Here is a 26883-nt window from a genome sequence, read left to right as displayed (position 1 = left end):
TCGTTCTTTCTCCATAATAGGTAAACTTACCTTTTGTAAGGCTTTTACACCTTGCCACTACTGGTTTTCACGTGTTTTCAATTGTTAAACAATTCTTCGATTTTTTTTCATATTTTTTCTTTTTTTATTCAAATTTTGCTTCTTTTTTGTCGATATATGCTTTTTTTCGTAAAATTAATCATTTTTCCTTCTTTTTAGCAAACGTTTTTGTTACAAAATTCGTTATATTTTGGTAATGAACCAAGAAAAAGGCCGCTTCGTTGAGCCGCCTTTTATTATTTCTATGCAATGTTTTTGATCAAACTATTCAACTTATTTTTTATGGACTTATGGGCCTGTCACTAAATTCCAAGTCACCATTGCTTGATAAGTTTGATCTTTTCTACCTTGATTTGCTGGAATTTCTAATTTGATTTGATCAAAAGAAAAATCAAATTGATAAACATCACTTTCGTCTAACTGACCATTGGCAACAATATGGCTAGCTACACCGTTGGCAACTAATTGAATAGCGGTTGTTTTGCCAAGAGCAACTTTAGTTTCCGTTGGTTGATTGTACTGAATAAAACCTGAAACATTGGTTGTTCCTAACAATAACTTTGTCATTGATGATAGTTGATCCACTCTTCCTTCAAAGGGGGATAGTTCTGCAGTTAGTGCCCAATTGGGTTGTGATTTTTTCAAACGTAAATATGGATTTTCCTGACCATTTTCATAATAATCTGCTGCCTGCTTTAAACCATGTTGCTGCGTGTTGCTAGAAATGGCGACTTTACCAAAATCAAAAGTTGGTGTGCTGATAAAACCTTCCTCATCTGGTGCCACAATTTCTTGATTTTTAGGTTGGATTCTGACAGTATCAGCTGCGTGAACAGCAGAAAAATTCCCATTCATTTCAACAGCCGCTTGTAACACTTGATCTGGTTCACCTGTAGCAATTGTTGTCATCATAATAGTTGCTGTCTGACTAATAGGCACTTCCGTATTTAAAGCAATGCCAACTCGCCAATTTTCATCAGTAATAGGAACAATTTTGTTTGGTTCAGATCCAACACGAATCGTGACTTGGATTGGCCGAGCTAGACCTGGTGACCAACCACTTGCTGGCTTTAAGTTTATTTTTTTTAACGGTACTTCTCCCACATTTGTAAGCATAATCTGCCAAATTTGTATATAACCACTTGGCATGACTTTGACTAGTCCTTCTATTTGCATTTCAGCTTTTGCAGTTATTTCCTTATACACTGCTGTAATAGCGTTCATTTCATTAAAAACAGGGGAGTTTATTGGTCGTTTTGTTTTTTCTAAGTTCTCTTGTTTTGTTTTATTTTGATACCAACCTTGATATAAATAAGTTTTACCGTTAACGCTGTATTGTTGTGGCAGTTTTTTTCCAGCTAAATAGCGAAAGCCATCCGTAGTTATTGGTCGTTGGTGATCCTGAATAAAATCAGATGGTGGTGCAATTTCAACACCATTGACATCCTCAAATGTATAATTTTTTTGAGGTACCTCCTTATAGACAACAGTTAAATCATCATTGTCGTCATAGGTAATATCATAACTGGGCGTTACGCTTTTTTCTAAATTTTCAGGTCTCGTTTTCCCTTTATACCATCCTTGAAATTGATATGTTTTTGAGTCGATTTCATAGCTACTTGGCAAAAGGCCGTTCTGTTTAAAGGTGTAAGGGTCACGTTCAATAAGCGTTTGCTTTCCTTGTCTAAACCCCGGTGGCGGAGGGATTGGTTTCCCTTGAGTATCCACAAAATGTTCTGTCACTTTGCGATTGGTAACATGATAATAAACCGGCCCTGAAAATTTAAAGTAATTCAATAGCCCAGATTGATTCGATGAATCAACCTTCACTTGGTTGTACACAGGAACGATTAGTTTTTGACTCTCGCTAATGTTAAATGTTACTCCTGTTTTCTGACTATATTGTTGTGCAGATATTTTTTCCAATTCAAATTGCGAAATTGTTGTTGGATATTGGTTTCCTGATGCGTCGGAAATAGTTGGCAGCGGAAAATTGGGATCAATTTCCCCTTTCTTATTGTATAAGCTTAAAGAAGTATAATATCTTGGTAAAAAAAATGTTTGATTACTCGCTGCAAGCACCGTTGACATGTCGGAATAGACGGCTACTTTCTCACTTGGAATTACCACTTCTTTTAAATTAGCCACTGTAGATGCTGTCGCTGGTTGACTTTCACCTTCCCACACATTTATGCCATTTGGGGAATTGCCTTGCCAGCTATGATACTGTAGAAGGATCTCATTGGCGTTTACTGGCTGCCCCTCTTCATTAATAAATCCATAACGATAAGTTAGGTTAGGCGTCTCAATTCTTTCTCTAATCGTTTGACTTGTAACATTAGCCTCATTATCGATTAACTCACTTTTTGGCAATGCTAGTGGTTCTTCATCATGTAGTTTATCCTTTGTCTGTGGTTGTTCACTTTCGGCTTTTTCTGCTGTTAATGAATGATTGGTTCCTTCTCTTACTTGTTTTGTACTTGGTAATGTTTCTGCAAAAACAGTTGTCTGTATTAGTATGGGGAATACTAATATATGGCAGATGCCCGTTACTATCAATTCTTTCCATTTACTTCGCTTCATATTGTCCCTTCTTTCTAAAGAACAATCCAACAATTCTTAGTTAACTAAACATTAAAACACTAAACTTAGCAGAATGATCACTTACCATTTTCAGCAACAGTCTTGTCTTGTGGTATCGGTTTCATTTTTCTTTATACTTTGGATCATTCACTTGTTTCAGCGCTATTCGTCCAATACTTCTTTTTACTAACCAGTTATAACTAGTTTAGCAAAAAAGAATAATTTCTGAAATTCCGAATTTTAAACAGACAGGAGCATTTCCTGAAGATTCTATATATATCAAGGAAAATCGACCAAAAATAAACTAAAAATAAACTTTTCAATAGAGAATCATAGCTAAAACAGGATAAATTAATCATATTTTCACCTTCCTAGCTTTACCTTTATCAAAAAAAGCTCAAAATGTTAGTTTTGACAACTAACATTTTGAGCTTTTTGTTTTTTTTCTTAACGAATGATTTCGACTTTTTTGTCTGTCTTGACTGTAACACGGCCGTTTTTAATAACATATAACCGTTCTGGAATATCAATAATCGCATGTTCAACCACTTTTGTGTCTAATAAGACTAAATCTGCTTTATTCCCAACTGCGACACCGTATCCTTCTAGTCCCATCGCACGAGCAGGACTTGTTGTTACCATTGGTAGCACTGTTTTTAAGTCATCCGCTCCACCTAGGTGTCCAACAGGAATGGCTAACATCGCTGTTTGAACAATATCCCCTGTGCCATATGGTGTAAAAGCATTGCGAATATTATTTGTAGCAATACAGACATTCACGCCACCATCGCGTAATTTACGGATTGGCGTAACCGCACGTCGAACATTGTACTGATCACCACGAGCCCCTAAATGTAAATCCGTTGCTGGTAAAGCCATCACGCTAATATTTGCTTCCGCCATTTTTGCAATAATAGGCGCCAATTCTGCTTCAGGTAAGGCATGCAATGCCGTTAAGTGGCCCACTGAAACACGGCCTTGGTAGCCTTCAGCGATGGTTTTTTCACATAAATATTCAATACTCATATCATCAGCTTCATCGGCAAAATCTTGGTGTAAATCTACATCTTTATCATATTTTTTAGCAATTTCAAACACTAAATCAATATGTTCTTTCGCTGGTGCATCATTATAAGGAATACCGCCGACAACGTCTGCGCCCATATCCATTGCTTCATACATCATTTGTTCTGTTCCAGGGGCTTTAAAAATTCCTTCTTGCGGAAACGCAACTACTTGCATGTCAATTAACTCTTTGTATTCTTCTTTCAAACGCATAATTGTTTTGAAGCCAGTAAAACCTTGCGCTGGGTCAAATTCTGCATGCGTTCTTAACGCCGTGGTCCCATGAACGATTAACATTTCTAAAGCACGTTTGGCACGGTCGTAAATGTCTTCTTCGGTAAATGTTGGTTTTAATTCTGCGGTTACTTCAATTGCTTCTTTCAACGTACCTGATTTATTTGGTTTACGATCAGCGATTAATGCCTTGTCCAAATGTAAATGGCTTTCTACAAAACCTGGGATTAAAACACGACCATCTGCTTCGATGACTTCTTTGGCATCACCAGTAATAACTGGGGCGATTTCAATGATTTTTCCTTCTTTAATAGCTACATCTTGTAATGCTTCACCGTCTTGAAGACGAACTTGTTTAATTAATAAATCCATGTTTTCCACTCCCTAAATTGTTTTTTATCCAAAGATTAAACCGATAACTAATAATAGTACAGAGGCAATACTTAACCATTTCACGTTTCCTTTAACTACATCCAAAATTGGAATTTGGAAGCCTGAAGATAAAGCTTGCATAGTAATATTAACGAAACTCATTTGACTACCTAAACCAACACCCATTGCTACAAAACCTAATGCTAACGGCGGGAAGTTCAACGATACAGCAACTGGTAGCACTAAAGTTAAAACAGAACCTACGTAGGCCCCAGCTGGAATCCCAATTAAAATCCCTGTTAAAATGGCAACTGGCACGACAATAAAGGCTGGTGCATTTTCAGCAACACCTGCGATGACAGCAAACGTTCCTGTTTGTGCAATAACATTAATAAAGGCTAAGAAAATCCCTACTTGGAATAAACGAGTCAAAATATATGTAGACCCATCTACCATCGCTTCGACAGATTTGTTCATTGAGAAATCTGTACATAAGAAAATTAAAACTAATGTTAAAATCATGTATACAAGTGGCGTAAAGAAGGCAAAACCAATTAAATCATTCACAATTGGTCCAAAAATTACAGCAAACAATAAGAAAATGGCTGGCAAGGTAATTTTAAATAATTCACCATTGCTCTTTTTATCAAATTCATCATCTGCCGACTCTTTAAAGCCAACATTTCTATGTTTCGTTCCCCAAAAGGCTAAAACAATCGCTAATGCTACGAAGAATAACCAGTAAGGTCGCATGGTTGAAACATATGAACCGACACTGATATCGCCTAATTTTGAAACAATACTTGATTCTAATGAAGCGGGTGATGTTGTAAATGATACCGCAGCAGCTAAAGACATTGCTGCAATTAATTCAGGAACAACGCCAACTGCGGCAAAGGCCAATGGCGCAATAACCATCGCACTTCCGCCACCAATTCCTGACATATATGTGGCTGCGGCTAATAAGATAACAATAAAAGCTGAAACATACTCGACTTTTCCTTTTGTGCCTCGTTTGGCTAAAGTTAATGCAGCTGAATAACTACCTGCTTTAAAGACCGCCATCGCAACAGCTGAATTAATGATGGGAACGGTAATTCCTAACATCATTGGGATAGCTTCCAACATCTGTTTATTCGCTTCTTCTAGTCCAATGCCACCAATCAGCATCGCTAAGACGCCACCAATTAAACCAGCAATAATCATATCGACTTTCATAAACAATAGAACCAAAACAACAATCAACGGAATAATCACAACTAATGCCATGATTCCTGTCGGGGCAACTACATCCCCAATCTCATCAGCAAAGGCCGCAACTGGCACAAAAATACTAACTAAAAATGCAAAAATAAGTGCTACTTTTGACGATTTTTTCATTTTACTTTCCTCCAATAGAAAGAAGGCGAGAGCAACGCAGCAGCGAATACTCTCTGCGCTCCTCATTATTTGGCAAAGGCACCTTGCCCGCCATATTTATCGTAATGTACAATCTCACTAACTAAATAATCATAAATACTTTGTGGAATTTCAATGCCTTCTGACATGGCTTTTTGATAGTTTAGCTGACCAATTTCTCCTGGATAGTAAACTTGTTGAAACCCTTCTGCTGTAGGCACACTATGAAGTTCTTCCACCATTTGATTAATATTTTCTTTAAATCGTTCAGAATCTGTAAAGCGGCTTGGATCAATGACTAAAAACATCTGACCCAGATTCCGTTTCTCCGTTAAATCCGCATACATGGAACTGACATGTTTGCCAAAAGGTAAGCCTAACAACGAACCAGCTAAGACATCGACCATCATCATTAGTCCATATCCTTTTGGTCCTGAAATCGGTAATAAACCTCGTACTTCATAAGGATCAGTCGTTGGCTGGCCTTTTTCGTCTACTGCCCATGTGTCGGGAATTTCAACATCTCTTGAACGTGCATCTAAAATTTTCCCCCACGCCTGTACTGTCGTAGCCATATCAAACACGACTGGTTCATGACCTGCTCTAGGTGCTGCAAAAGCGATTGGATTTGTCCCAAAATAATTGCTTGTACCACCAAACGGTACCACCATTGGATCAGATTGACACATCGAAAGAGCAACCATGCCTTGTTCCGCTGCTTTTTTAACATAATACGATAACGTCCCACTATGACTCGTTTGAGAAACGCCAACATATGCTAACCCTGATTCTTTGGCTAGGTCAACTGCAGCAGCTAATGCTTCGTTACAAACAAATTGACCCACGCCATTATCGCCATGAAAAATGGCAGTGGACGGTCCAGTTTTTTCAAATGATAATTCGGGGTCAATCGTGATCCCGCCTTTTGCAATCCGTTCCGCATAATAATCCATACGAACCGCCCCGTGTGAATGAATACCGCTAGCATCTGCAAAAGTTAAATGTCGAGCAACTTCTTCGGCATGTTCAGAATGTAAACCAGCAGCTTCTAATTTTTGCTTCATCAGCTTTTCTAATTTTTCCGGTGTAACGACAACCATTTCTTCCATTGCGCTTGCTCCTTTATCATTAATCTTAAAAAAGGGAAAGAAAACAAGTGATTTTCTTCTTCGTCCTTGCATTTCCTCCCCTTTTTTCACTACTTATTGCTACTGTTAAAGACAGTATAGTCAATTTCATCCACTGATTTTGCAACTAGAATAGCAGAGTAAACATCTGAATTGACATTTAAAATTGTTCGTAACATGCCAACAAACCATTCGACGCCTGCAAAAATTGCAATACTCTCAATGGGTAAACCCATTTGCGGAACAATCACTGCCAGTGAGACTAAGCCCGCACCGGGAACAACTGCGTTTGCTAGTGAGACAAACGTTGCTGTAATTGCTAAGTAAATCATTTTCGTAATATCAAACTCTAGCTGATACATCTGAGCGATAGTCATTACAGTAAAAGCCATATGCATCGCTGAACCGTTACTGTTTAACGACATACCTAACGGCAACACTAAGTTAGTAATTCGCTTACTTAAACCTAATTTTGTTTCTGTTTCTTCCAAAGCTACTGGTAAAGTAATTGCTGAAGAAGTTGTCGCCAAGGCCATCACAGACATATTTTTCATGTTTGTAATTAAACGTAGTGGACTTACTTTACAGTACAATGTGATAACCAAAATCCAGATGCCCAAAAATAAAATAGTTCCTAATCCATAGACCAATAGATACTTCACTAACGGTAAAATAATTTGAAGGCCTAAGTGACTAATTGTTGAAGCAATTAAAGCAAAAATCCCCAGAGGTGCTAGATACATGACGTATCGAATGACTGTAATGATAACTTCATTAAAGTCCACAATTATTTGGAAGAGTTGTGTCTCTGGATGGCTTTGTAAGTATTTATTCAGTGCTAAACCAAAAAATAATGCAAAGACAATAATTTGAATAATCGATCCTTGAGTCAGTGAATCAAAAATATTTTTCGGAACGAAATTTAAAATCGTATCAGTGATTGAGATTTCTTGCGCTTTAATAGAAGCATCTTGGAAGCCAGTCATTTTAACACCGTATCCTGGATTAAAAATGACTGCCATTAGGACGCCCCATAAAGCGGCAGCTAAGGAGGAAATCCCGAAAACAGCGATTGTTCTACCCCCAAGGCTCGTTAATTCTTTTGGATTAATACTGCCAACTGCTTGGACAATTTGCCCTAAGATCAAGATAGGAATAGCCATTTGCATCAGTCGCAAAAAGACATCTCCAACTATTTTCAAGTAATTGCCGCTAGCAGGAATCAAGAGTCCTACGAGGATTCCTACGACAACAGCAATTGCAATTTGGGTGATCATGGACGGTTTTTTCATGGTAAACTACCCCTTTTGACTGATCACAGTTCCTGCTTCTTTATCGATGTTTTCTAAGTTTTCGATAGAAGTAATGATTGCTTTCCGTTTGTCATCACCTTTTACGAAGTCTAAGGCAGCTTCGATTTTTGGTAGCATACTACCAGCAGCAAAGTGACCTTCTTTAATGTATTCTTCTGCTTCGGCTACACTGATTTGTTCTAATGCTTTTTGATCTGGTTGATTGTAATTAATGTAGATGTTATCAACGCCTGTCAAAATAATCAAACGGTCTGCATCAACGTTTTCAGCTAAAACACGTGCAGAGAAATCTTTGTCGTTAACCGCTTCCACACCTACGTATTGTCCGTCTTCTGCTACGACCGGAATGCCCCCGCCACCAGAACAGATAGTTAAAACGTCCGCCTCTACTAAAGCACGAACCGCCTCTTTTTCAACAATTTCTTTAGGAATTGGTGATGGAACAACTTTTCGGTAGCCACGGCCAGCATCTTCCACATACGTAGAGCCATCTTTGGCTGCTTCCGCGTCAGCTTCTTCTTTTGTATAGAATGGACCAATTGGTTTGGATGGTTTTTTAAACGAAGGATCTTCTTTGTCCACACGCACTTGCGTAACTACAGAGATAACTGGTTTAGCAATGTTACGTTTTTCAAACTCATTAGTTAAAGCATTTTGTAACCAGTAACCGATGCTTCCTTGTGTCATCGCAACACAAGTATCCAATTTCAACGCTGGATTTTTTTCACTTTCGCCTGCTTTTTGTTGTAAAAGCAAATTCCCTACTTGTGGTCCGTTTCCGTGACAGACAATGACTTGTTCCCCTTTGGCAACAAATTCTGCAATATATTTGGCCGCGTGATTAACGACGGCTTTTTGGCCTTCATCTGTTGGGTCCGTATCTAAAATAGCATTCCCACCTAGGGCAATTACGTTTAAACTCATTGATTGATTCGCTCCTTTTTAGTAAAGCAAAGACAAAATCTTTTCAGTATCGACGGATAAGAAATAATTTGTTTACGAAATGAAAGATTTTGTCTTGCTCATTTTGATTGTTTCAGTCATTATCGAAGGGATAATTAACCTAATTTCGGTTTACTTTCATCTTTAGCTAAGAAAGCAAAAGCTAGTAAACCAATAACTAATAGTACACAAGAAAGATAGAAGCCAACTTGCATTGAGCCTGCTGTATCTGCTAAATATCCTGTGACATACGGTGCTAGGATTGACCCTGACATCCCGATAAAATTATAGGCACTTAACGTTGTTCCTAAGGCCGCTTTTGGTGCATGTTTGGTAACAAAAGTCACCATAATTGGATCTAACGCTAATTTCCCTGTTAACCCATAAAGAATTAAAACAGAAATTAACAATGTCCGATTTGTTACAAAAGCAATCGCAAAGACAGATAGGATTGCTAAAGGTACTAATGTAAAGACTAATTTTTTCGTCGCACCTGTTTTATCATTCAAACGAGCGAAGATTAAGGCGCCTGGAATAGAGGCCCATGGTACAAGTGATGAAATGAAACCAACGCTCGCTCCTGTAAAGCCGCGTTCAGCAATTAAAAATTGTGGCAACCAAGTAATAATGACAAAGTTTGCATAAATACTTGTGAAACATAAAATAAATGCGGCTAATAAATTACGATTTGAGAAAATTTCTTTTAATGAGATCTTTTCTTGCGGTCCTTCTTCAGCAGCTGCTCGTGCAGCTTCTTCACCAGGACGAATCACTTTTTCTTTCAAAATTGTATAGAAAAGAATTCCTACGATAAACGTTGGAATCGCCATGATAAAGAATGGTTTGCTCCAATGTTCACCATTTTCTAAAACCAACTTACTTGAAAGTAGGTACCCACCTGATGTACCGAAGGCCATCCCACTATTGATGATGGCATTACCGATGGTCCGTTTACTTGCTGGAATCGCTTCTGTCGATAGCGCATATTGCGGGCCATAGTAAGCTCCTTGTCCAATACCAGCAATTGCACGAATGACTAAAAACATAACAAAGGTTGTCGCTAATCCACTAAAATAAGTAGAAATAGCAAGAACGATAAACCCAACAGCAATGACTAATTTCCGCCCAATTTTATCGCCAATCATCCCAAAAGGAATCTGTGCAACAGCATAGGTTAGAAAGAAGATACTATTGGCTAAACCAAGTTGTGTGTTACTTAGACCAAATTGTTCTCCAATGACCCCCATCACTGGATTAAAAATAGTTCGTGTTGCGTACATTAAAATCCAGCCTACGAAGAAAATGGCTACGACTTTAATCCAGTAACTATTGCTCACTTGCACTGCTTGATTTTTTTTACTATTCTCCATGTCTTCTCCTCACTTCTCATCTAACTCTACAGATTGTAAAGCTAGTAACATTCCAAATGACATATCTTTACCAGAGGAATGTCCGATTTGTATAATTCTGTCAATATTTTCGTCAACTCTATTATCCCGATGGTTCTCCAAATCCAAGAGTAACTGATACAACAATGAATTTACATATCCTTTAGCCGAGCTTGCAATATAGCCTTTACTAACATCTGTTGTGGATAAATTTGCTGCCGAAAGAGTAGCGGCTAACGCCGCAGCTCTTTCATCAGCAAGTATGAACAGAATTGTTTGATACGCCACTAAAATGTCATCACCACTCGGGGTTAACCCTTTGCCCCGACCAATCAGATAATTCATTACTTCTTGCCATTCCGATAGTGTCCAAACTTTTTGTTTTTGGCTCATTTTTTTGAAAATATGCTTTGCTCGTTCGTCTAAAGGCAGGCCAATTCTACGTTCTAAGTTTCTCGCTAATAAGCGGTCTCGCAACAAGCGTAATTGGTCTTTTTCTAACTTGAAATGAGTAATGTTTAAAGAAACGACCTCGGCAGGTGTGAGTTGGATCGTTTTCACGCCGACTGTACTGTAAAAGGTCAACTGATTTTCTGTGATTTTGACTTTATTACCTTGTTGTACATACGGAAAGATTTCTTGAAACAATTGATCTGGCAAAAACATACCAAAGCTTGATAAATAATTATGGAAGTTTGCAACATTGATTAATTGATCCTGGACTTTCAGATTAAATGAACGTTCAAAAACACTGTGAATGGTTCCCATCTTGCCATATTGGTGGATAGGAAAAATGTAGTCACTAATGACTAGTTGGTTATTCAACCGTAATGCCTAGTTTCTCAGCATACGCTTCTAGGGCTTTTTCAAAACAGCCTAGAGGTGCTCTAACTGTCCCTGCACCAATTTGACCAACACCGGCATTTTTATGTGCAATCCCTGTATTGATGATTGGTGTAATTCCTAATTCCACCACTTTACGGATATCAATTCCTAAACAAGTTCCTTGGAAATCCCAAGTTGGAATTGAGAATGTTGGGTTGTGTCCTTCACAGATTTTTGCCATTTCATTTGAGGTTGCTAACGCATCTTCAAAGCCACCTGCACCAACAAACCGTGTTACGCCAGGTGCAGCTACCATAGCCATTGCTCCAACGCCTACTGTTTCAGTAATTGCACTATCCCCGACATCAGGATTTCCGTCTTCTTCGCTGAAACCAGTGAAGTAAAGACCTTTTGGTGTATTTACTGGTGCGGTATGCCATTGATCGCCTGTTTCTGCAATCCGGACCCCAAAGTTCACGCCGTTACGAGTCATCGTTGTGACAATCGTTCCGTTGGTATCTTTACGGGCACCATCAACAATTGCTTTTCCAGTTGCCATCATGACATTTAAGAAGAATTGATCTGTGTCAGCTAAGAATTTGATTACTTCGTATTTTTGATCTTCTGGAATATCTGTTTTGATAATTAATGGAGACAATTCTTTTAAGAAGTTCAAAGATGCGGCAATATTTCTTTGGTGGAACTCGTCACCCATTGTAATAGAGCGCGCAATCAATACGTTTAAGTTCAAGCCTTCTTCAGAAAGTTTCAAGGCTTTCGCAATAGTTGGTCCTAAAACATCTTTAATCCAATCTAAACGATCAACTACTTCTTGTGAATAAGCACCAAAACGCAATACTTTACCGATACCTTCATTCAAGATACAGTATGCTTCGTTACCTTCTAAGCGATTTTCTACAACAAAGACTGGCATATTACCAGAAGTAATACCGCCCATTGGTCCTACTGCTTTTACATGGTGACAAGGAATGAAACGTACTTCGCCAGCTTCAAAAATCTTCAAAGCATCTTCTTCATTGTCTGCCCAACGTTCGAATAATGCAGCTCCGATACAAGCACCTTTCATTGGTCCAGTCATTTCAGACCATTGGATTGGTGGTCCAGCATGAAGTAATGTTTTTTGTGCATCATCATTTAATTCTGGAATCACTGATTTTGCAGGTACCACATCTACTAAGAATGGTTGTGCATTTTTAATTTTGTCTGTTACTTTGTGATTTTCAGCTTCGATTTGTTCACTGTAATCTTCCAAAGCATCCAAAATTTTAATCATTTTTTTATTGCCGTTGGCACGCGGACGCCAGTTAAATTGAACAGTTTCGCCACCGTAATCAACGATTGATTCTGTAAAGCTTTGCAACCCAACGTTAATGATTCTTGGTTTGGTTGTTAATAGTTCCATTACTTTTTCGCCTGGTTTTGGTACATCGACAGTTGGTCCGTTGTAAGCAACCACTTCTTTATCGTCTTCTGAAATTTCGATTCCTTTTAGTAATAAAGCTAATTGAACAGCTTTAGCATTGCTTTCTGCAACTAAAACGCCGCCTTCTTTCAAACGATCAACCGACGATTGGTAATTTTGCGGATCTTTCGTCGTCCCACAAACAGTTGCAACAAAGTAAAGATCGCGTCCTGCTTCTTTGGCTGTGGCACGCGCTTCTTCAATTGCTGGTAATAACGCACCAACCATGTCTTCATGAGCACCGTAGCCTAACACCACATCGAATAAGATAATCCCCGTTTTTTCATCTTGTGCGTATTCACGAATTTTTTCGATACGAACATCTGGGTCAATCATTGGGTGTGGACGACCTTGTGTATACATATCATCGCCTAAGTCAATGACTTCATAACCGTGAGATTTCAAGACATAACCTTCTGCTTTCACTAAACCGCCAAGATCTAAAGCTTCAGAAATTAACATACCTGCTTCAGAAGCTAATGTACCACCTGAATATAAGCCTTTTACAACTTTATCTTCTGGTAATGTTGGTACAGCTGGTTTTGCTAATGCTTCAAAGTAATTTTTCTTCACGGCCACATCATTTGCTAAATCAACAGCAATTTTAGCTGTTTCTTCTAATGTATGAGCTAGATAAACTTTGCCTTCGTGACTTGTTGGTTTTTCTCCTAAGAAAATCGCAACGACTGGTTTTGAAATGCTTTGTAATAATTCAACCACTTCATCACGAACTTCTTTTGCAGGTGGTTTAGAAATAACTGTAATCACATCGGTTGGTTCGTGATTTTCTAAGGCCACAATAGCATCTTTCACTGTGATAGCGCCTACTTTATCGCTTAGGTCACGACCACCAGTACCAATGGCGTGAACAACTCCGCCACCTAAGCGGTCAATAATCGTTGTAACTTCTTGAATCCCTGTCCCTGAAGCACCAACAACGCCAATGTTTCCTGGAGAAACAACATTTGTAAAGGCGATTGGAATACTTGAGATAATACCAGTTCCACAGTCAGGCCCCATCATTAGTAAGCCTTTTTCATGCGCTAATTTTTTCAAACGTACTTCATCTTCAATTGACACATTATCCGTGAAAGAGAACACGTGTAAATCATTTTTTAAGGCACGTTCCATTTCTGGCGCACCATATTCACCAGGAATACTGAATAGCGCTACATTCGCCTCTGGTAAAAGATCAAACGCTTCTGACCAAGAAGTCGCTGCTTGTGCTTCTTCACTAGTTCCCTTTGCTGATAAATCATCTAAGAATTCATCAATCGCTGGCATAACTTCTTCCATGATGTTTTCTTTTTCACTGTCAACCACAATCATCATGTCGTTTGCAGATGCACTATTGGCCTCATCCGTTAACAAGTTCGTGTTGTTAAGGATGTCTTTGTTGGCATCTGTTCCCATCATGATTTGACTCATGGTTACACCATCTAATGCATTGATTTTATTGGTCAATAACATTAAGTTGATGGAGTCTTGGTAATTGTTTTTCAAAATTACTGTGTGTAACATTGTTCATCCTCCTATCTATTCCTTACAATGCTATTGTATCGAAACGAGAAAGTGTTTTCATCGGACATAATTCTAAAAAAATGGTATAATTTTTATCCATAAGAGGAAAAAAGGAGAAAATGATGAAATTAAGAGAGTTATTATCGATAGGTGACTTAAAAAAAGGTAAAATTTTGACGAAAGAGATTGGTTTAGACAATGAAGTTCACTCGGCAATGGTCTTAGAAGCGATTGACATTGAGAACTGGAGTAGAAAGAATCAGTTAATTTTGACTTCTTTCTACGCATTGCATGATTTACCAGAAAAAGAGTTGGAAAATTTTTTCGTAAAGATGCGCCGAATTGGCATCAGCGGCTTAATTTTGAAAACAGATCGATTCATTAAAATGATTCCAGAGTGGTTTATCGAATTATGTTTCAATTATGAAATTCCTTTAATTAAAATCACACAAGACATTAGCTATGAAAAAATTCTGTTTACGATTTACGAGCCTTTGTTGAATTATCAGTCGCATGTCTTACGTACGTATTACGATGTACGCCAACGTTTCACCAAATTAGAGCGCCACTACCCAACGGTTGAGACGATTATGCAAGAATTTTATGACATCATTAAATTACCCTTCGCTTTAAAAATGTTGGATAAACATCTGGAAATTAGCGATGGCGACTTACCCCATGATGCGATTGTGCTCTCAAGAGAAAAACTAAAAAACAGTGAGTTCACTAAAAATGATTACTCTCTTTTAACACTTTATTCTCATGCCAACCCCAAAAAACAGTTGGCACTAGAAGTTTCTATTTTCAATAGTTATTCCACTAATTGTTTACTTCTGGTTTATTTACAAGATGAAAAGGTTAAAGAAACGGATTTAGTGATTATCGAAAATGCGATTGATGTCTTGCAAGAAAAATTCAATACCGAAAATTTGTTAAAAAAAGAACGGTATACTCGTTTGAACAACTTAGCGGATGCTATTTTACAAAATACACCGCAAAATCCTGACGAGCTAAACAGTTTGCTTCGTGAAGTGCAAATGCAAGAACTAGATTCTTACCAAGCGATTGCTTTTTCTACCAAAGACACCAATACACAACTCATGAAAGAACGAATTATTGCCTTACTTCGTACCCTGCGTGTGAAATCCATCTTCTTTGATCAGCTAAATTATTCGGCGGTCCTTTTTAACTTCAATGAAAGTGATGGAAAAATTACAAAGCTGCAATTAAGTCGTTTATTAGCTGAACTTTTAGAAGAAAACGACACGCTTACCGTTGCCGTCAGCAGTTTAAAATCACGAGAAGGGATTAAAGAGCTACTGATTGAATGTCTGGACATTCTGCGCTTTAATGAAACTTTTTATAACGGACCAATTGTCACCTTAGCCGATATCGGGGTATTTAAAAATTTTATCCGCGAAGACCAATTGGAAAATTTAGACGAATTAATTCCTCGCGCACTTTATCAATTAGCCGAAAATAACTACGATTTGTTTGAAACCTTGTACAGTTTTTTCCAAAATAATCGCAACTATAAACAGACCTCTGAAGCGATGTTCCTTCATTCAAAAACGATTCGTTATCGTTTAAACAAAGTGGAACAACTTCTTGATATTGACTTAGCCAATCCCTTGCAATTGTTAAATTATGAAATTGCCACATACATTATAAAGATGAGGAGACGTGCACTTGAAAAACAATCAAACACTCGCTAATGGCGCAACAGTTACTATCTACCCCACTACGACTGAATCAACGAACTATGTCGTCTATTTACACGGTGGCGGGATGATTTATGGAACCAAAAGTGATTTACCAGAAGAACTGAAGGAGCTGTTTACAAGCAATGGCTATACCGTTTTAGCACTGGACTATTTGTTGGCTCCAAATACAAAAATCGATCACATCTTAGGGGCGCTCACAGAAACCTTCCAATTGCTAAACGAAGAGATTATTCAAAACCAGCCATTTGGTTTGTGCGGGCGTTCCGCTGGCGGTTATTTAATGTTACAGTTAACCAAACAATTACAAACACTAAATTTGACGCCACAATTTTTAGTCAATTTTTACGGCTATACAGATTTAGAATTTATTAAAGAGCCACGAAAATTATTAAAGCAAGCCATTTCCGCTAAAGAAATAGCTACCATTGACCAAACAAAGCCTGTTTGGGATGATCCTTTTCTTTCTCGCTATCTGCTGTATCATTACAGTATTCAGCAAGGGCTATTGCCGCACTTTTACGGATTACCAGAAAATGGGGACTGGTCTGCTTACGCACTGTCAGACGAAACATTAAAAACTTTTCCCCCTTGTTTCAGTACAGCTAGCAGCTCAGACGAAGAAGTGCCGTTCCGCTATAGCAAAAAAATCGGACGGACCATTCCTGAGAGTACCTTTAAAGCGGTTTACTATTTAGAACATGATTTTTTAAAACAAACCAAAGATCCTTCGGTCATCACTTTATTTGAGCAATTGGATAGCTGGCTGAAGGAACGATAAGCAATCAAGAAATTTTATTAAAGTATTAGACTTGTGATAGAAACTTTTTTATGATCCATGATATACTGTATATACAATATATACGAAAGGTGGGTTACTGGTGGAAATCAAAGAAAGAAAACTTAGAAAAGTTGGGAATTCTGTTGTTATGACATTGTCAAAAGAGTTTCTAGAAAGCATTGGTGCGACTGCGACAGACACCGTTTATGTAGACGAAGAAAAATTAAAAGATATTATTGTTAAAAAAAATATGTCAGAACATCAAAAAAAATTACAACAAATGATGGAGAACTCAAAACAAAAACATAATGAGCTGTACAAAGAATTGGTTACTAAATGAAAAGTATTTATTATTTATCAGCGGATGATCTATTTCAAATGAATACTTTCTTGATCCAAACGTATTCTCCCGCAGAACAAATTGGCATCAAAGATCGTAATGCATTAGAAATGGCTAGCAACCAACCAGCACAATTCGTCTTTGACGTTGACCTGTACCCAACAATTGAAGAAAAAGCAGCTATTTTAATGATTAACATTGCAACAAAGCATTGTTTTTACAATGCAATTAAACGGACAGCTGTAATGGCAACCGACTTATTTTTACAATTAAACGGTTATGATTTCCAATTAGATACGCAAGAAGGCGTTGATTTATTGGTTTTTATTGCTACTTATAGATCAGATTTCGATCAGTTGAAAAACGATGTATCAAAAGTAATCAGAGCTAAATTAAATCATACTTCTTCTCACTAATTTCATCAATGAAATATAAGATGGATGTCGTTTTCAATTGTAAAATTAAGCGTCTAATCCAAATAAATTTAATAACAAAAAAAGAAGCGAGAAATCTCGCTTCTTTTTGTTATTTTTGATAAAGTGTGGTTCCTTTTACCACACTGATTTCCACCGGTGTCTGACGAGCGACAAAAGCCGCCGCACATTCTGCTTCAGTGAGTAAGTAAGTTGCTTCAGCACCAACTTGCGGCCAATTTGCTTGCCCTTGTTCGTCTAAAGTTGTGACACCATCTGTCACTAAGCCCAATAATTGGGTTAAAGCATCTTGATCTTTCACATTAAAAAGTTCACCTAAACGAGCCAATTTTTCTTGTAATGAGCCATCACCATAAGGAGACCAGCAATCGTAGATATTGTCACAACCAAGATGGACATTGACTCCATGACGTAACAATTCCATAATTGGCGGAATCGTGTTAGGTGTGATTGGCACGCTGGAATTAATATGAATTTTTTCTGCTGCTAAAGCATCATAAACTTCATCACGTTCTTCACCAATGAAATCATTTAACCCGAAGGCATGGCTGATAAATACTTTGTCTTGTAGGCCATATTCTTTCGTTAAACGGATAATTTCTTTAATCGTTGTTGTCCCAGCTTCGTGACGGTCATGTAAATGAATATCCACACCGACACCATGTTTATCTGCTAAGCGGAATGTTTCAGCCAATGATTTTTTGTAATCACCATCTAGTGAATAAGGATCCACGCCACCAATAAAATCGGCACCTTTTGCCAATGCTTGATCAACTAATTCAACGGAATCTGAACGTAGTAAGCCGTGCTGTGGAAAGACGACAATTTCTACCGCAAATGGTTTCGTTTGGGCCAATGCTTGGACTTCATCAAAATAACGTAAGTCTGTCATCGGTTCCACGTCGACATGTGTTCTGAAGGCTGTCGCGCCATGTGGTAATTCTAAGTCAATTAAATGGTTGGCGCGTTCTGTTAAAGAAAGTTCTAAACTATCTAAATAAGGGATTTCTGCTTCGACACGTTCCACAATTGACTTCGCTGGCGTCACCGGATACCACGGAACGCCTAGTTTACTTTTATCAAAGTGACAATGTTTTTCAATCAAACCTGGTAAAATCAATTGATGGTGCCCATCAATAATTGTCAACCCAGGTTCTTCTACCAATTCTTCATTGGGGATGATTTTCGTAAATACTCCATCTGTTACTTCAATTGCCACTTCTTTGGTTACTGTCCCAGATAACCAGTCACCTTCTTTTTGATACCCTGTTTCAATTCGAACATTTTTTAACCAATAATTCATGCTTTCCTTCACTCCTACCTGTATTTATTCCTTCCCGAAAGGACACAATACTTAGTTGTACTGTGCTAAAATTTTACTAATTTCCGTATAACCTTTTTGATTGGCATAGTCCATTGCTGTTCGACCAGAATTGTCTTTAATGGATTGATCCGCACCATTTTCCATTAACAATTTTACAATATCTTGGTATAGTTGGTTCCCTTCACGTAACCCCACTGCCTCAATCAACGCTGTATAGCCAAAGTCATTTTGGAAATCTATGTCTTCTCGTCCATCTTCTAACAAGAGCTTCACATTGTCAATATGTCCTTTTTCAGCTGCCGGAATTAACGCATTGCCACCGTAACGGTTATGCTTATTTAAATCTGGGGTCGCATTTTTTAACATATACGCTAAAATCTCCGTACGTCCTTGCGCTCCCGCATAAAGATAGGGACTATCACTAATGCTGTTTTGCAGATTAATATCGGCACCCCGATCAATCAACGCTTTTGCAATCTCAATGTCATTATTGTGCACAGCGATATTGAGCGGTGTGTTGCCTTCTGTGTCGACTTCATCCACTTGATAAGTAGTATCTTGTAAAATTTCCTTGACCTTCTTCGTATCTCGTTGATTGGCTGCTTCTAAAAGCGCACCCACTTCATAGGTCTTCATCGGTTCTTTCACTTCCTCTTTTGATGTTGTTTGAGCCACCGAACGGGTTGTACTGGTGCTTTCAGTTTTTGCACTACTTTGAGTAGTCACCGTTTGACTATTTTTTGACGCTGCGGAAGGTGTTTCTCCTCCTTGACACGCAGCAAGTAATGGAATGGTCACGACACTTAATAGCCCCATTAAAATTTTTTTGTTCATTGTGCTCAACTTCCTTTCCTCGAGAGAAATATGAGATTTTTCTCCAGTGGTTCTAATCTAACGAATCTTTTTTTATTTGTCGATTAAAACGCTTTCTCTGTTTTTCTATTTTAAAAAGAGAGAAACCAAAAGAAGTCGAAACTTTTTTTGGTTTCCATTCGTATGTTTTGTTCTTAAAAGGTAAATTCAGGATCAAAAGTTCCTTGGTATGGTTCATGTTCCACATAGACTTGGATATCGTTTCCTTCGTTATCTTTACCCATTCGTGTGTACGTAAAACGATTATCATTCAATTCTGTTAATTCTAAGACAGCGCCATAGCGATTGGTTCCAATGGACACATGGGCACGGAATTTATTTTGATTTCCTACTTTAAAGTAGCCATAGTCGCCACGGGTTTCACCCGTTTGTAAATTGAAAAATTCATATTTGCTGCTGTCTTGGTCAAATTTCGCTAAGCTAATGAAGTTTTGATTAGCCGATGTTACATCATTGCCATCTTTATCCACTACTTTCGTGCCATTCCATAAGCGCTCAGGCGTACCATACAACCAAGATGTTTTTCCAAGAATCTCATCACCAGGTCGATTAATATCGATTGCCCCTGTTTGCTCTGTCATCGCACGTCGGCCATTCGTAAATTCCAGTGTTCTCGGACGATTATTTGGGAAAGGTTGCGGATATCCATAGACAGGACCAGAGGTTGCTTTATTTTCTACAAAAACTTCCACATCATTTCCTGCTTTGTCTTTCCCTGTTTGTGTATACGTAAAAGTATCTTGGTACAACATTCTTGACCGGTAAACACCTTGATAATTCTTTGTTTCAGAAATAATTACTAAGTAGCTCTTATCAGATAAGCCAGCGGTCATAAAGAAGGTCCCTTCATCACCTATGGATTTCCCAGTTTCTTTGTCAAAAAACTCATAAAAACTAGTGGTTGCATCAAACTTAATTGCATGTAATAAATCCTGATTTTCAGCGGTTAAATCGGTCCCATTTTTATCATAGACACGTTGACCTGCCCAATCTTTTTCCGATAACATTTCATCTTGCCGAATACCAACCGAGCGTAAATACTCAGGTAAATTCCCTAAATTATTGGGATTGTCTACGCTTTGAGGAACGTATGCTTCTGCCGTCAAAGCCCCTCCTGCTCCACCAACTAATAACGTACTTAAAGCCAACAATGTAATTGTACCAACGATTTTTTTCTTCATAAGCTACTACTCCCTTTCCCTCTTGATAATTTAAGGATAGCAAGTAGTTATTAACTCCACCTGTCCATAATATGAACAAATTATTAAATAATAATTATTATAATTATCTTAATAATAATATTTAATTGTAACTAATAACAATTTATTTATAGAAGAGAAGAAAACAAAAGAACGTTGGGGGACGTTCTTTTGTTAAATGAGAGAGAAGACAAGAGACTTTTAGAAAGTAAAGGCTGGATGATATGTGCCTTGGTAAGGTTCATGTTCCACGAACACTTGAATATCATTACCAGCGTTATCTTTACCCATTCGAGTATACGTAAATCGATCATTGTTTAGTTCCGTTAATTCTAGCGCCGCACCGTAACGATTCGTACCAATAGATACATGGGCCCGAATCTTGTTACTGTCCACCACTTGGAAGTACCCAAAGTCGCCGCGGGTTTCACCCGTTTGTAAATTGAAAAATTCATATTTACTTGTGTTTGGATCAAATTTCGCTAAACTAATGAAATTTTGATTGGCCGCTGTCACATCATTACCGTTTTTATCTACGACTTTTGTGCCATTCCACAAGGTTGTTCCTAAAATTTTATCCCCTGATTTATTTGTCACAATTTTGCCAGTTTGATTGGTTAATGCTTCACGTCCATTTGTAAAAGCTAATTTTTTCCCATGATAAGGGATGTGTTCCACGTAAACTTCAACATCATTCCCCAGTTTATCTTTCCCTAAACGCTTGTAAGTAAATTTGTCTTTACTCACTTCGGTTAAATCCACTACGGCTTGATAATTTTGTGTCCGCGAAATTAAAATTCGTTTTGTGCCATCACCTGTCACAAAAAATGTTCCTTCGTCACCACGGGTTTCCCCAGTGTTTTTGTCGAAAAACTCGTAAAACCCGGTTTCACCATCATATTTTGCTAACCCAATAAAATTAGCATTTTCTGCCGTTAAATCATTACCAGCAGCATCATAAACACGGGTTCCTTGCCAGTCCGTGCCAGATAAAATCTTAGTCGCCTTATCGCCTTTTGTTTGGCCATTGTTTTGATGTTTGCCTAAATTTGCTGTAGCACTATTTGGATTGGCTGCATGACCTGCAAATGCTGGACTTGCATAACCTGCTATAAGTAACGTACTTAATGTTACTAAAGTAATCGAACTTAATACTTTCTTTTTCATAAAGCATCGCTCCTTTTCTTTGATAAACCAATCTTAACAAACGATTCTAAACTACCACTGTCAGAAAAATGAACAATTTATAAACGATTAAAAACAACTATAAACTATTTTTTTGTTAAAAATGAAGCGGTCAAAAGAATCCTTTACTTCCCTTTGACCGCTTCATCCACTCGTGATTGACTAATTAGAACGTGAAGTCTGGCGTAAAGTCGCCTTCATACGGTTCATGTTCCACAAAAACTTTAATTTCTTTGCCGTTATTGTCTTTACCCATTCGTGTATACGTAAAACGTTTATCATTTAATTCTGTTAATTCTAATGCAGCTCCATATTTATTGTCACCAATTGAAACGTGAGCACGGATTTTGTTATTATCAATTACTTGGAAGTAACCAAAATCTCCACGTGTTTTACCCGTTTCTAAATCAAAGAATTCATATTTACTTGTTTTATTATCAAATTTCGCTAAACTAATAAACATTTTATTTGCTTCAGTAACATCGTTACCGTCTTCATCTAAAACTTTCGTGCCATTCCATAATGTGGCCCCTAAAATGTCATCCCCAGGTTCATTGGTAACAATTTTGCCAGTTTCTGTTTCTAAATCTTTACGACCGTTCGTAAAGGTTAACTTTTTATCAGAATAAGGGACATGCTCTACAAAGACTTCTACATCTTTCCCATCTTTATCTTTCCCCATTCGCTTATAGGTAAATTTATCTTTCGTTACTTCCGTTAAATCAACCACTGCTTGATAGTTTTGTGTATCCGAAATTAAGATACGCTTTTCGCCATCATCTGTCACAAAGAATGTGCCTTCATCGCCACGGGTTTCACCTGTTTCTTTGTCGAAAAATTCATAAAAACCTGTTTCACCATCATATTTTGCTAAACCAATAAAATTAGCATTTTCTGCTGTTAAATCATTATTATTTTTGTCGTAAACTTTTGTGCCTTGCCAATCAGTACTGGATAAAATTTCTGTTAATTCTTGTCCTTTTGATTGCTCTTTAGCTGCTTCTGCTGAACTAGAGACTGCAGTGCTTGAGCTAGCTGCACTTGATTTATCTGTTGCAGAGTTGGCTCCGCCAGCACAGCCTGCGATCAACAACGTACTAAAGGTTAATAAGGTAATCGTACTAAAAACTTTTTTCTTTTTCATAGTTGGTAATCCCCTTTTTTCTTTTTGATATACCTAGAATAGCAAAGCCTTATAAACTCCTACTTGCCGAAAAATGAACAAATTATAAACAAATGAAAAAAAGTTAATAACAATACTAGCTTTTTTTTGTTTACTTGTAATACACTATAAGTAAGAAATAGATTAAAACCACTAGGAGGGACGCTTTTGACCATTAAACGCCGCTTTTTTATTTCTTATATTAGTGCCATCATTATTACTTTAGCCTCTGTTTTAGCTGTTTTATCCTTAGCTTCTTACATCACATTAGGAACTGTCCCCAGTTTGCCCCAAGCTTACCGAATGATGAATAAGCAACGACCATTGACCGCTAACGAAGAAGAAAGTTATTTAGCCTTAGATCAATTGTTAAAAAAGTCACCGAAATTACTAGATACGCCTTTAAGTAAAGAATTAAAGGAAACGATTCAAACAATTGAGGCAAAAGGATTAAGTGTGATTATTCGAAAGAATGCACGGTTTCCTTATTATTCGGATAATTTAGTAGAAAAATCTTTGTCTGTACATATTCCAAACTACGAAATGAATAATATTATGCCAACTGGCACACTGGATAATGCAGGGCGTCTATATCATTATGTCAAATCCGATTTTCATTATTTAGATGGTTCTAACGGGAGCTTTATTGTCTTGAAACGCGAAAGCAGCCTTTTTGAATTCTTCACACGCTGGATTATCTGGATGATTTTGTTAATTATCCTTGTAGCAATTGCGGCAGCTTGGCTCATTAATAAGCGCTTAACCAAAACCACTATCGAGCCATTAGAAGCATTAGAAAAAGCGACTAAAACATTGGGTAAGGATGCCCAAAAAGAAAATCCATTTACACCAACTAGCCACCAAACCGTCTCAACAGAAGTCAAACAGCTCCAACTTAGTTTTGAACAAATGTGGCAAGATTTAGAAGAAGCCAATGCGGAACGCGAAAAATATGAAGCTAATCGGAAAGAATTAATTGCAAATATTTCTCATGACTTAAAAACACCAATTACTTCTATTATTGGTTACGTTGAAGGTTTGATGGATGGCGTTGCCAATACTGAAGAAAAAAAACAGCGCTATTTAACGGTCATTCATGAAAAAAGTTTAGGCCTCAATGATTTAATTGAAGAATTATTTTTGTATTCTAAATTAGACCTAGACCGTGCTGTCTTTACAATGGAAAAGACCAATTTCACTCGTTTTATTGCACATATTCTTGAAGAATACCGTTTGGAACAAGAACTCGTGATTACTTCTGTACTTCCCACCGAAGCTTTATACGTTCAAATGGATCCCACGCAGATGAATCGCGTGATTACCAATCTAATTCAAAATAGCATTAAATTTGCGGATCCCACTAAAGAACAACTAGCCTTTACGATTTCTTTAACGCATAATCAAACAGACTTAGTTTTAACCATTACAGATAACGGCATTGGTATCGATAAAAAAGAATTACCTTATTTATTCGAACGCTTCTATCGTGTAGACAAATCTCGAACCCCAACAGTTAAAGGAAGCGGCTTGGGATTAAGTATTGTCAAACAAATTATTGACTATCATCAGGGAACAATCACTGTCACAAGTAAAAAAGGAGACGGTACCAACGTGATAATTACGCTGCCGTTGTTGGAGGATGAAAAATGAAACCACATGTATTAATTATTGAAGATGATCCAAGCATTGCTGATTTGCAAAAAGATTATTTAGAAATTAACGATATGACTGTCACAATTGAACATGATGGAAAAAAAGGATTGGAAGCAGCTTTAAATGAGCCCTTTGATTTAATTATTTTAGATGTGATGCTGCCAACTATGGATGGTTTTGAAATCTGTCGTGCAATTCGGAAAAAAAAGCAAACGCCGATCATGATTGTTTCGGCTAAAAAAGAAGATATTGATAAAATTCGTGGGCTTGGCTTAGGTGCGGATGATTATATAATCAAGCCGTTTAGTCCCAATGAATTAGTCGCTCGAGCAAAAGCCCATATGAACCGTTATCAATTGTTAAGCAAAGCAGAACAACCACCACAATTACTAAAAATCAATGAAATCGCTGTCGACACTGCCGCCCACAAAGTGTTTGTTTTAGAAAATGAAGTTATTTTTACAAGCAAAGAATACAAATTGTTGGTTTTCTTGATGGAACATCCTAACCGTGTGTGGAATAAAGAAGAACTTTTTGAAAGTGTCTGGGGGTTTGATGCCTTAGATACTGAGGTTTCGACTGTCGTTGTTCACATTAAACGGATTCGGGAAAAATTAAAAAAAGCCAATCTTTCTGACTCTCCAATTGAAACACTCTGGGGAAGTGGCTACCGCTTCAATCGATAAAGAGAGCAAAAATAAGTCGGAGCCTATTTCTAGGCTCCGACTTATTTTTTATTAATTTACACGAGAAAATTTTTGATAAAGTTGGTTGAAAACAATCATAAATTGTTCAATTTCTGCCATTGTATTGCTTTCATCTAAACTAATGCGCACAGCGGAAGTCGCTAATTCCCCTGGCACATGCATGGCATACAAGGTGCTGCTAGCCATTTTTTTTCGGCTAGAACAAGCACTCGTAGTCGAAATATAAATCTGTTTTTCTTCCAATGCATGGACCAGCACTTCGCCACGAATCCCTTTCAAAGCAAAACATAAAATGTGTGGCGCAAAATGTTCATTATCTTGTGAAAAAACAGTCACATTTTGAAATTCTTCTAGCGCCTTTAATAAATAACTCCGTAATGTCGCCACATGTTGCGGCCGTTGTTGTCCGTTCTCTAAATGCAAACGTAACGCTTTGGCCATTGCCACAATTGCTGGTACGTTTTCTGTCCCACTGCGTTGGTTGTTTTCTTGCCCGCCTCCTGTTAAAAGCGGCGCTAAACGTTTTCCTTGTTTCCAATACATAAAACCAATGCCTCGTGGTCCATGAAATTTATGTGCAGAAAACGTTGCAAAATCCACCCGATCCGTTAACCACTCTGAGTAATTAACTTTCCCAATTGCTTGAACCGCGTCTACATGAAAATGAATTTTAGGAAACTCCGCTAAAACCTCGCTGATTTCTTTAATTGGTTGAATCGTTCCCACTTCATTGTTGACTGCCATAACAGAAACCAAAATCGTTTCTTTTCTAATTAATTTCTGTAATTCCTCGACTTTCACACGACCTTCTTTATCCACTGGCGCATAAGAAAGTTCAAAACCTAGTTCGACTAATTGTTCCGCTGTTTCTGTAACTGCTGGATGTTCCACTGCAGAAATAATAATATGATTACCAAATTCTCGTTTTTCGATTGCCGTTCCTTTTAAAACCCAGTTATCTCCTTCAGTTCCGCCACTTGTAAAATAGATTTCATTTGCTGAAACATTGATTAGCTCCGCAATCTGCTTCCGTGCTTGTTGTAAGAGCCGATTGGCTTGGTTGCCTAAGTCATGCAGACTAGACGGATTGCCAATAATCCGCTGACTGGTTTTTACATATGTATCTAAAGCCTGGGGGTAAATCGGTGTAGTTGCACTATTATCAAAATAAATCATTTGTCACCCTTCTTTTTTAAAATTCTTTCCCATTATAT

The 26883-nt window shown here is 37.7% G+C and carries 21 protein-coding genes; 6 read left to right on the top strand and 15 right to left on the bottom strand.

Annotated features, from left to right (window positions below):
- Positions 1-327 precede the first annotated feature (327 nt).
- The 9 genes from IGK86_RS01470 to fdrA form a co-directional block, all read right to left on the bottom strand.
- On the bottom strand, positions 328-2622 hold the full coding sequence (locus IGK86_RS01470) for a WxL domain-containing protein (protein ID WP_438741930.1): 2295 nt from the start codon (positions 2620-2622) through the stop codon (positions 328-330).
- A gap of 447 nt (positions 2623-3069) precedes the next feature.
- Complete coding sequence (locus IGK86_RS01465) at positions 3070-4293, bottom strand: amidohydrolase family protein (RefSeq protein ID WP_002389547.1); 1224 nt, start codon at positions 4291-4293, stop codon at positions 3070-3072.
- Positions 4294-4317: 24 nt separating this feature from the next.
- The gene (locus tag IGK86_RS01460; RefSeq protein ID WP_002383665.1) at positions 4318-5739 is read right to left on the bottom strand and encodes a hypothetical protein; all 1422 of its coding nucleotides are present in this window, start codon (positions 5737-5739) and stop codon (positions 4318-4320) included.
- Positions 5739-6800: an ureidoglycolate dehydrogenase gene (gene allD / locus IGK86_RS01455; RefSeq protein ID WP_002413499.1), complete on the bottom strand. Its 1062-nt coding sequence runs from the start codon at positions 6798-6800 to the stop codon at positions 5739-5741. Before allD ends, IGK86_RS01460 begins: the two co-directional genes overlap by 1 nt.
- Before the next feature lie 89 nt (positions 6801-6889).
- On the bottom strand, positions 6890-8110 hold the full coding sequence (locus IGK86_RS01450) for a dicarboxylate/amino acid:cation symporter (RefSeq protein ID WP_002361159.1): 1221 nt from the start codon (positions 8108-8110) through the stop codon (positions 6890-6892).
- Between the two features lie 6 nt (positions 8111-8116).
- Positions 8117-9055 carry a carbamate kinase gene (gene arcC / locus IGK86_RS01445; protein ID WP_016617033.1) on the bottom strand — a complete coding sequence of 313 codons (939 nt, stop codon included), beginning with the start codon at positions 9053-9055 and terminating at the stop codon, positions 8117-8119.
- Positions 9056-9189: 134 nt separating this feature from the next.
- The gene (locus tag IGK86_RS01440; RefSeq protein ID WP_002355251.1) at positions 9190-10443 is read right to left on the bottom strand and encodes an MFS transporter; all 1254 of its coding nucleotides are present in this window, start codon (positions 10441-10443) and stop codon (positions 9190-9192) included.
- A 9-nt stretch (positions 10444-10452) separates the two neighbouring features.
- Positions 10453-11286, bottom strand: a complete 834-nt coding sequence (locus IGK86_RS01435; RefSeq protein ID WP_016615443.1) for a DUF2877 domain-containing protein — start codon at positions 11284-11286, stop codon at positions 10453-10455.
- On the bottom strand, positions 11279-14290 hold the full coding sequence (fdrA, locus tag IGK86_RS01430) for a DUF1116 domain-containing protein (protein ID WP_002355249.1): 3012 nt from the start codon (positions 14288-14290) through the stop codon (positions 11279-11281). Before fdrA ends, IGK86_RS01435 begins: the two co-directional genes overlap by 8 nt.
- A 122-nt stretch (positions 14291-14412) precedes the next feature.
- On the opposite strand from fdrA, the gene IGK86_RS01425 reads away from it, so the two are divergent.
- The 4 genes from IGK86_RS01425 to IGK86_RS01410 all read left to right on the top strand — a co-directional run bounded on the left by IGK86_RS01425 (position 14413) and on the right by IGK86_RS01410 (position 17548).
- Complete coding sequence (locus tag IGK86_RS01425; RefSeq protein WP_438742604.1) at positions 14413-16005, top strand: PucR family transcriptional regulator; 1593 nt, start codon at positions 14413-14415, stop codon at positions 16003-16005.
- The gene (locus IGK86_RS01420; protein WP_016617032.1) at positions 15980-16792 is read left to right on the top strand and encodes an alpha/beta hydrolase; all 813 of its coding nucleotides are present in this window, start codon (positions 15980-15982) and stop codon (positions 16790-16792) included. Before IGK86_RS01425 ends, IGK86_RS01420 begins: the two co-directional genes overlap by 26 nt.
- 100 nt (positions 16793-16892) lie before the next feature.
- On the top strand, positions 16893-17132 hold the full coding sequence (locus tag IGK86_RS01415) for an AbrB/MazE/SpoVT family DNA-binding domain-containing protein (protein ID WP_002358371.1): 240 nt from the start codon (positions 16893-16895) through the stop codon (positions 17130-17132).
- Positions 17129-17548, top strand: a complete 420-nt coding sequence (locus IGK86_RS01410) for a type II toxin-antitoxin system death-on-curing family toxin (protein ID WP_010775526.1) — start codon at positions 17129-17131, stop codon at positions 17546-17548. The genes IGK86_RS01415 and IGK86_RS01410 overlap by 4 nt, the downstream gene beginning before the upstream one ends.
- Positions 17549-17657: 109 nt before the next feature.
- Here IGK86_RS01410 and IGK86_RS01405 read toward each other — a convergent pair whose 3' ends face one another.
- The 5 genes from IGK86_RS01405 to IGK86_RS01385 all read right to left on the bottom strand — a co-directional run bounded on the left by IGK86_RS01405 (position 17658) and on the right by IGK86_RS01385 (position 23291).
- A complete protein-coding gene (locus IGK86_RS01405; RefSeq protein WP_002392486.1) occupies positions 17658-18869 on the bottom strand; it encodes an amidohydrolase family protein in 1212 nt (403 codons plus the stop codon).
- 51 nt (positions 18870-18920) lie between these two features.
- Positions 18921-19724: an ankyrin repeat domain-containing protein gene (locus IGK86_RS01400; RefSeq protein ID WP_002373191.1), complete on the bottom strand. Its 804-nt coding sequence runs from the start codon at positions 19722-19724 to the stop codon at positions 18921-18923.
- Between the two features lie 173 nt (positions 19725-19897).
- Positions 19898-20944: a DUF4822 domain-containing protein gene (locus IGK86_RS01395; protein WP_438741927.1), complete on the bottom strand. Its 1047-nt coding sequence runs from the start codon at positions 20942-20944 to the stop codon at positions 19898-19900.
- Positions 20945-21163: 219 nt separating this feature from the next.
- The gene (locus IGK86_RS01390; RefSeq protein ID WP_010707875.1) at positions 21164-22129 is read right to left on the bottom strand and encodes a DUF4822 domain-containing protein; all 966 of its coding nucleotides are present in this window, start codon (positions 22127-22129) and stop codon (positions 21164-21166) included.
- 184 nt (positions 22130-22313) lie between these two features.
- Positions 22314-23291, bottom strand: a complete 978-nt coding sequence (locus IGK86_RS01385; RefSeq protein WP_002373189.1) for a DUF4822 domain-containing protein — start codon at positions 23289-23291, stop codon at positions 22314-22316.
- A gap of 324 nt (positions 23292-23615) precedes the next feature.
- Between IGK86_RS01385 and IGK86_RS01380 the strand changes: the two genes are divergently transcribed.
- Together IGK86_RS01380 and IGK86_RS01375 are read left to right on the top strand one after the other, a co-directional pair.
- On the top strand, positions 23616-24959 hold the full coding sequence (locus IGK86_RS01380) for a sensor histidine kinase (RefSeq protein ID WP_002385380.1): 1344 nt from the start codon (positions 23616-23618) through the stop codon (positions 24957-24959).
- The gene (locus IGK86_RS01375) at positions 24956-25648 is read left to right on the top strand and encodes a response regulator transcription factor (RefSeq protein ID WP_002355236.1); all 693 of its coding nucleotides are present in this window, start codon (positions 24956-24958) and stop codon (positions 25646-25648) included. Before IGK86_RS01380 ends, IGK86_RS01375 begins: the two co-directional genes overlap by 4 nt.
- 51 nt (positions 25649-25699) lie before the next feature.
- On the opposite strand, the gene IGK86_RS01370 is transcribed toward IGK86_RS01375, so the two are convergent.
- Positions 25700-26845, bottom strand: coding sequence for a cysteine desulfurase family protein (locus IGK86_RS01370; RefSeq protein ID WP_016617028.1), 1146 nt, complete (start codon positions 26843-26845; stop codon positions 25700-25702).
- Positions 26846-26883: the final 38 nt, after the last annotated feature.

This window comes from Enterococcus sp. DIV1206, from assembly GCF_051712485.1.
Classification (GTDB): domain Bacteria; phylum Bacillota; class Bacilli; order Lactobacillales; family Enterococcaceae; genus Enterococcus; species Enterococcus faecalis.
The sequence above is the reverse complement of the archived record's forward strand: the minus strand, read 5'-3'. Positions and strand labels throughout refer to the sequence as shown.

Coding starts and splice junctions, on each gene's coding strand:
- IGK86_RS01470 (WP_438741930.1), bottom strand. CDS start 2,622: ATGAAGCGAAGTAAATGGAAAGAATTGATAGTAACGGGCATCTGCCAT.
- IGK86_RS01465 (WP_002389547.1), bottom strand. CDS start 4,293: ATGGATTTATTAATTAAACAAGTTCGTCTTCAAGACGGTGAAGCATTA.
- IGK86_RS01460 (WP_002383665.1), bottom strand. CDS start 5,739: ATGAGGAGCGCAGAGAGTATTCGCTGCTGCGTTGCTCTCGCCTTCTTT.
- allD (WP_002413499.1), bottom strand. CDS start 6,800: ATGGAAGAAATGGTTGTCGTTACACCGGAAAAATTAGAAAAGCTGATG.
- IGK86_RS01450 (WP_002361159.1), bottom strand. CDS start 8,110: ATGAAAAAACCGTCCATGATCACCCAAATTGCAATTGCTGTTGTCGTA.
- arcC (WP_016617033.1), bottom strand. CDS start 9,055: ATGAGTTTAAACGTAATTGCCCTAGGTGGGAATGCTATTTTAGATACG.
- IGK86_RS01440 (WP_002355251.1), bottom strand. CDS start 10,443: ATGGAGAATAGTAAAAAAAATCAAGCAGTGCAAGTGAGCAATAGTTAC.
- fdrA (WP_002355249.1), bottom strand. CDS start 14,290: ATGTTACACACAGTAATTTTGAAAAACAATTACCAAGACTCCATCAAC.
- IGK86_RS01425 (WP_438742604.1), top strand. CDS start 14,413: ATGAAATTAAGAGAGTTATTATCGATAGGTGACTTAAAAAAAGGTAAA.
- IGK86_RS01410 (WP_010775526.1), top strand. CDS start 17,129: ATGAAAAGTATTTATTATTTATCAGCGGATGATCTATTTCAAATGAAT.
- IGK86_RS01405 (WP_002392486.1), bottom strand. CDS start 18,869: ATGAATTATTGGTTAAAAAATGTTCGAATTGAAACAGGGTATCAAAAA.
- IGK86_RS01400 (WP_002373191.1), bottom strand. CDS start 19,724: ATGAACAAAAAAATTTTAATGGGGCTATTAAGTGTCGTGACCATTCCA.
- IGK86_RS01395 (WP_438741927.1), bottom strand. CDS start 20,944: ATGAAGAAAAAAATCGTTGGTACAATTACATTGTTGGCTTTAAGTACG.
- IGK86_RS01390 (WP_010707875.1), bottom strand. CDS start 22,129: ATGAAAAAGAAAGTATTAAGTTCGATTACTTTAGTAACATTAAGTACG.
- IGK86_RS01385 (WP_002373189.1), bottom strand. CDS start 23,291: ATGAAAAAGAAAAAAGTTTTTAGTACGATTACCTTATTAACCTTTAGT.
- IGK86_RS01380 (WP_002385380.1), top strand. CDS start 23,616: ATGAATAAGCAACGACCATTGACCGCTAACGAAGAAGAAAGTTATTTA.
- IGK86_RS01375 (WP_002355236.1), top strand. CDS start 24,956: ATGAAACCACATGTATTAATTATTGAAGATGATCCAAGCATTGCTGAT.
- IGK86_RS01370 (WP_016617028.1), bottom strand. CDS start 26,845: ATGATTTATTTTGATAATAGTGCAACTACACCGATTTACCCCCAGGCT.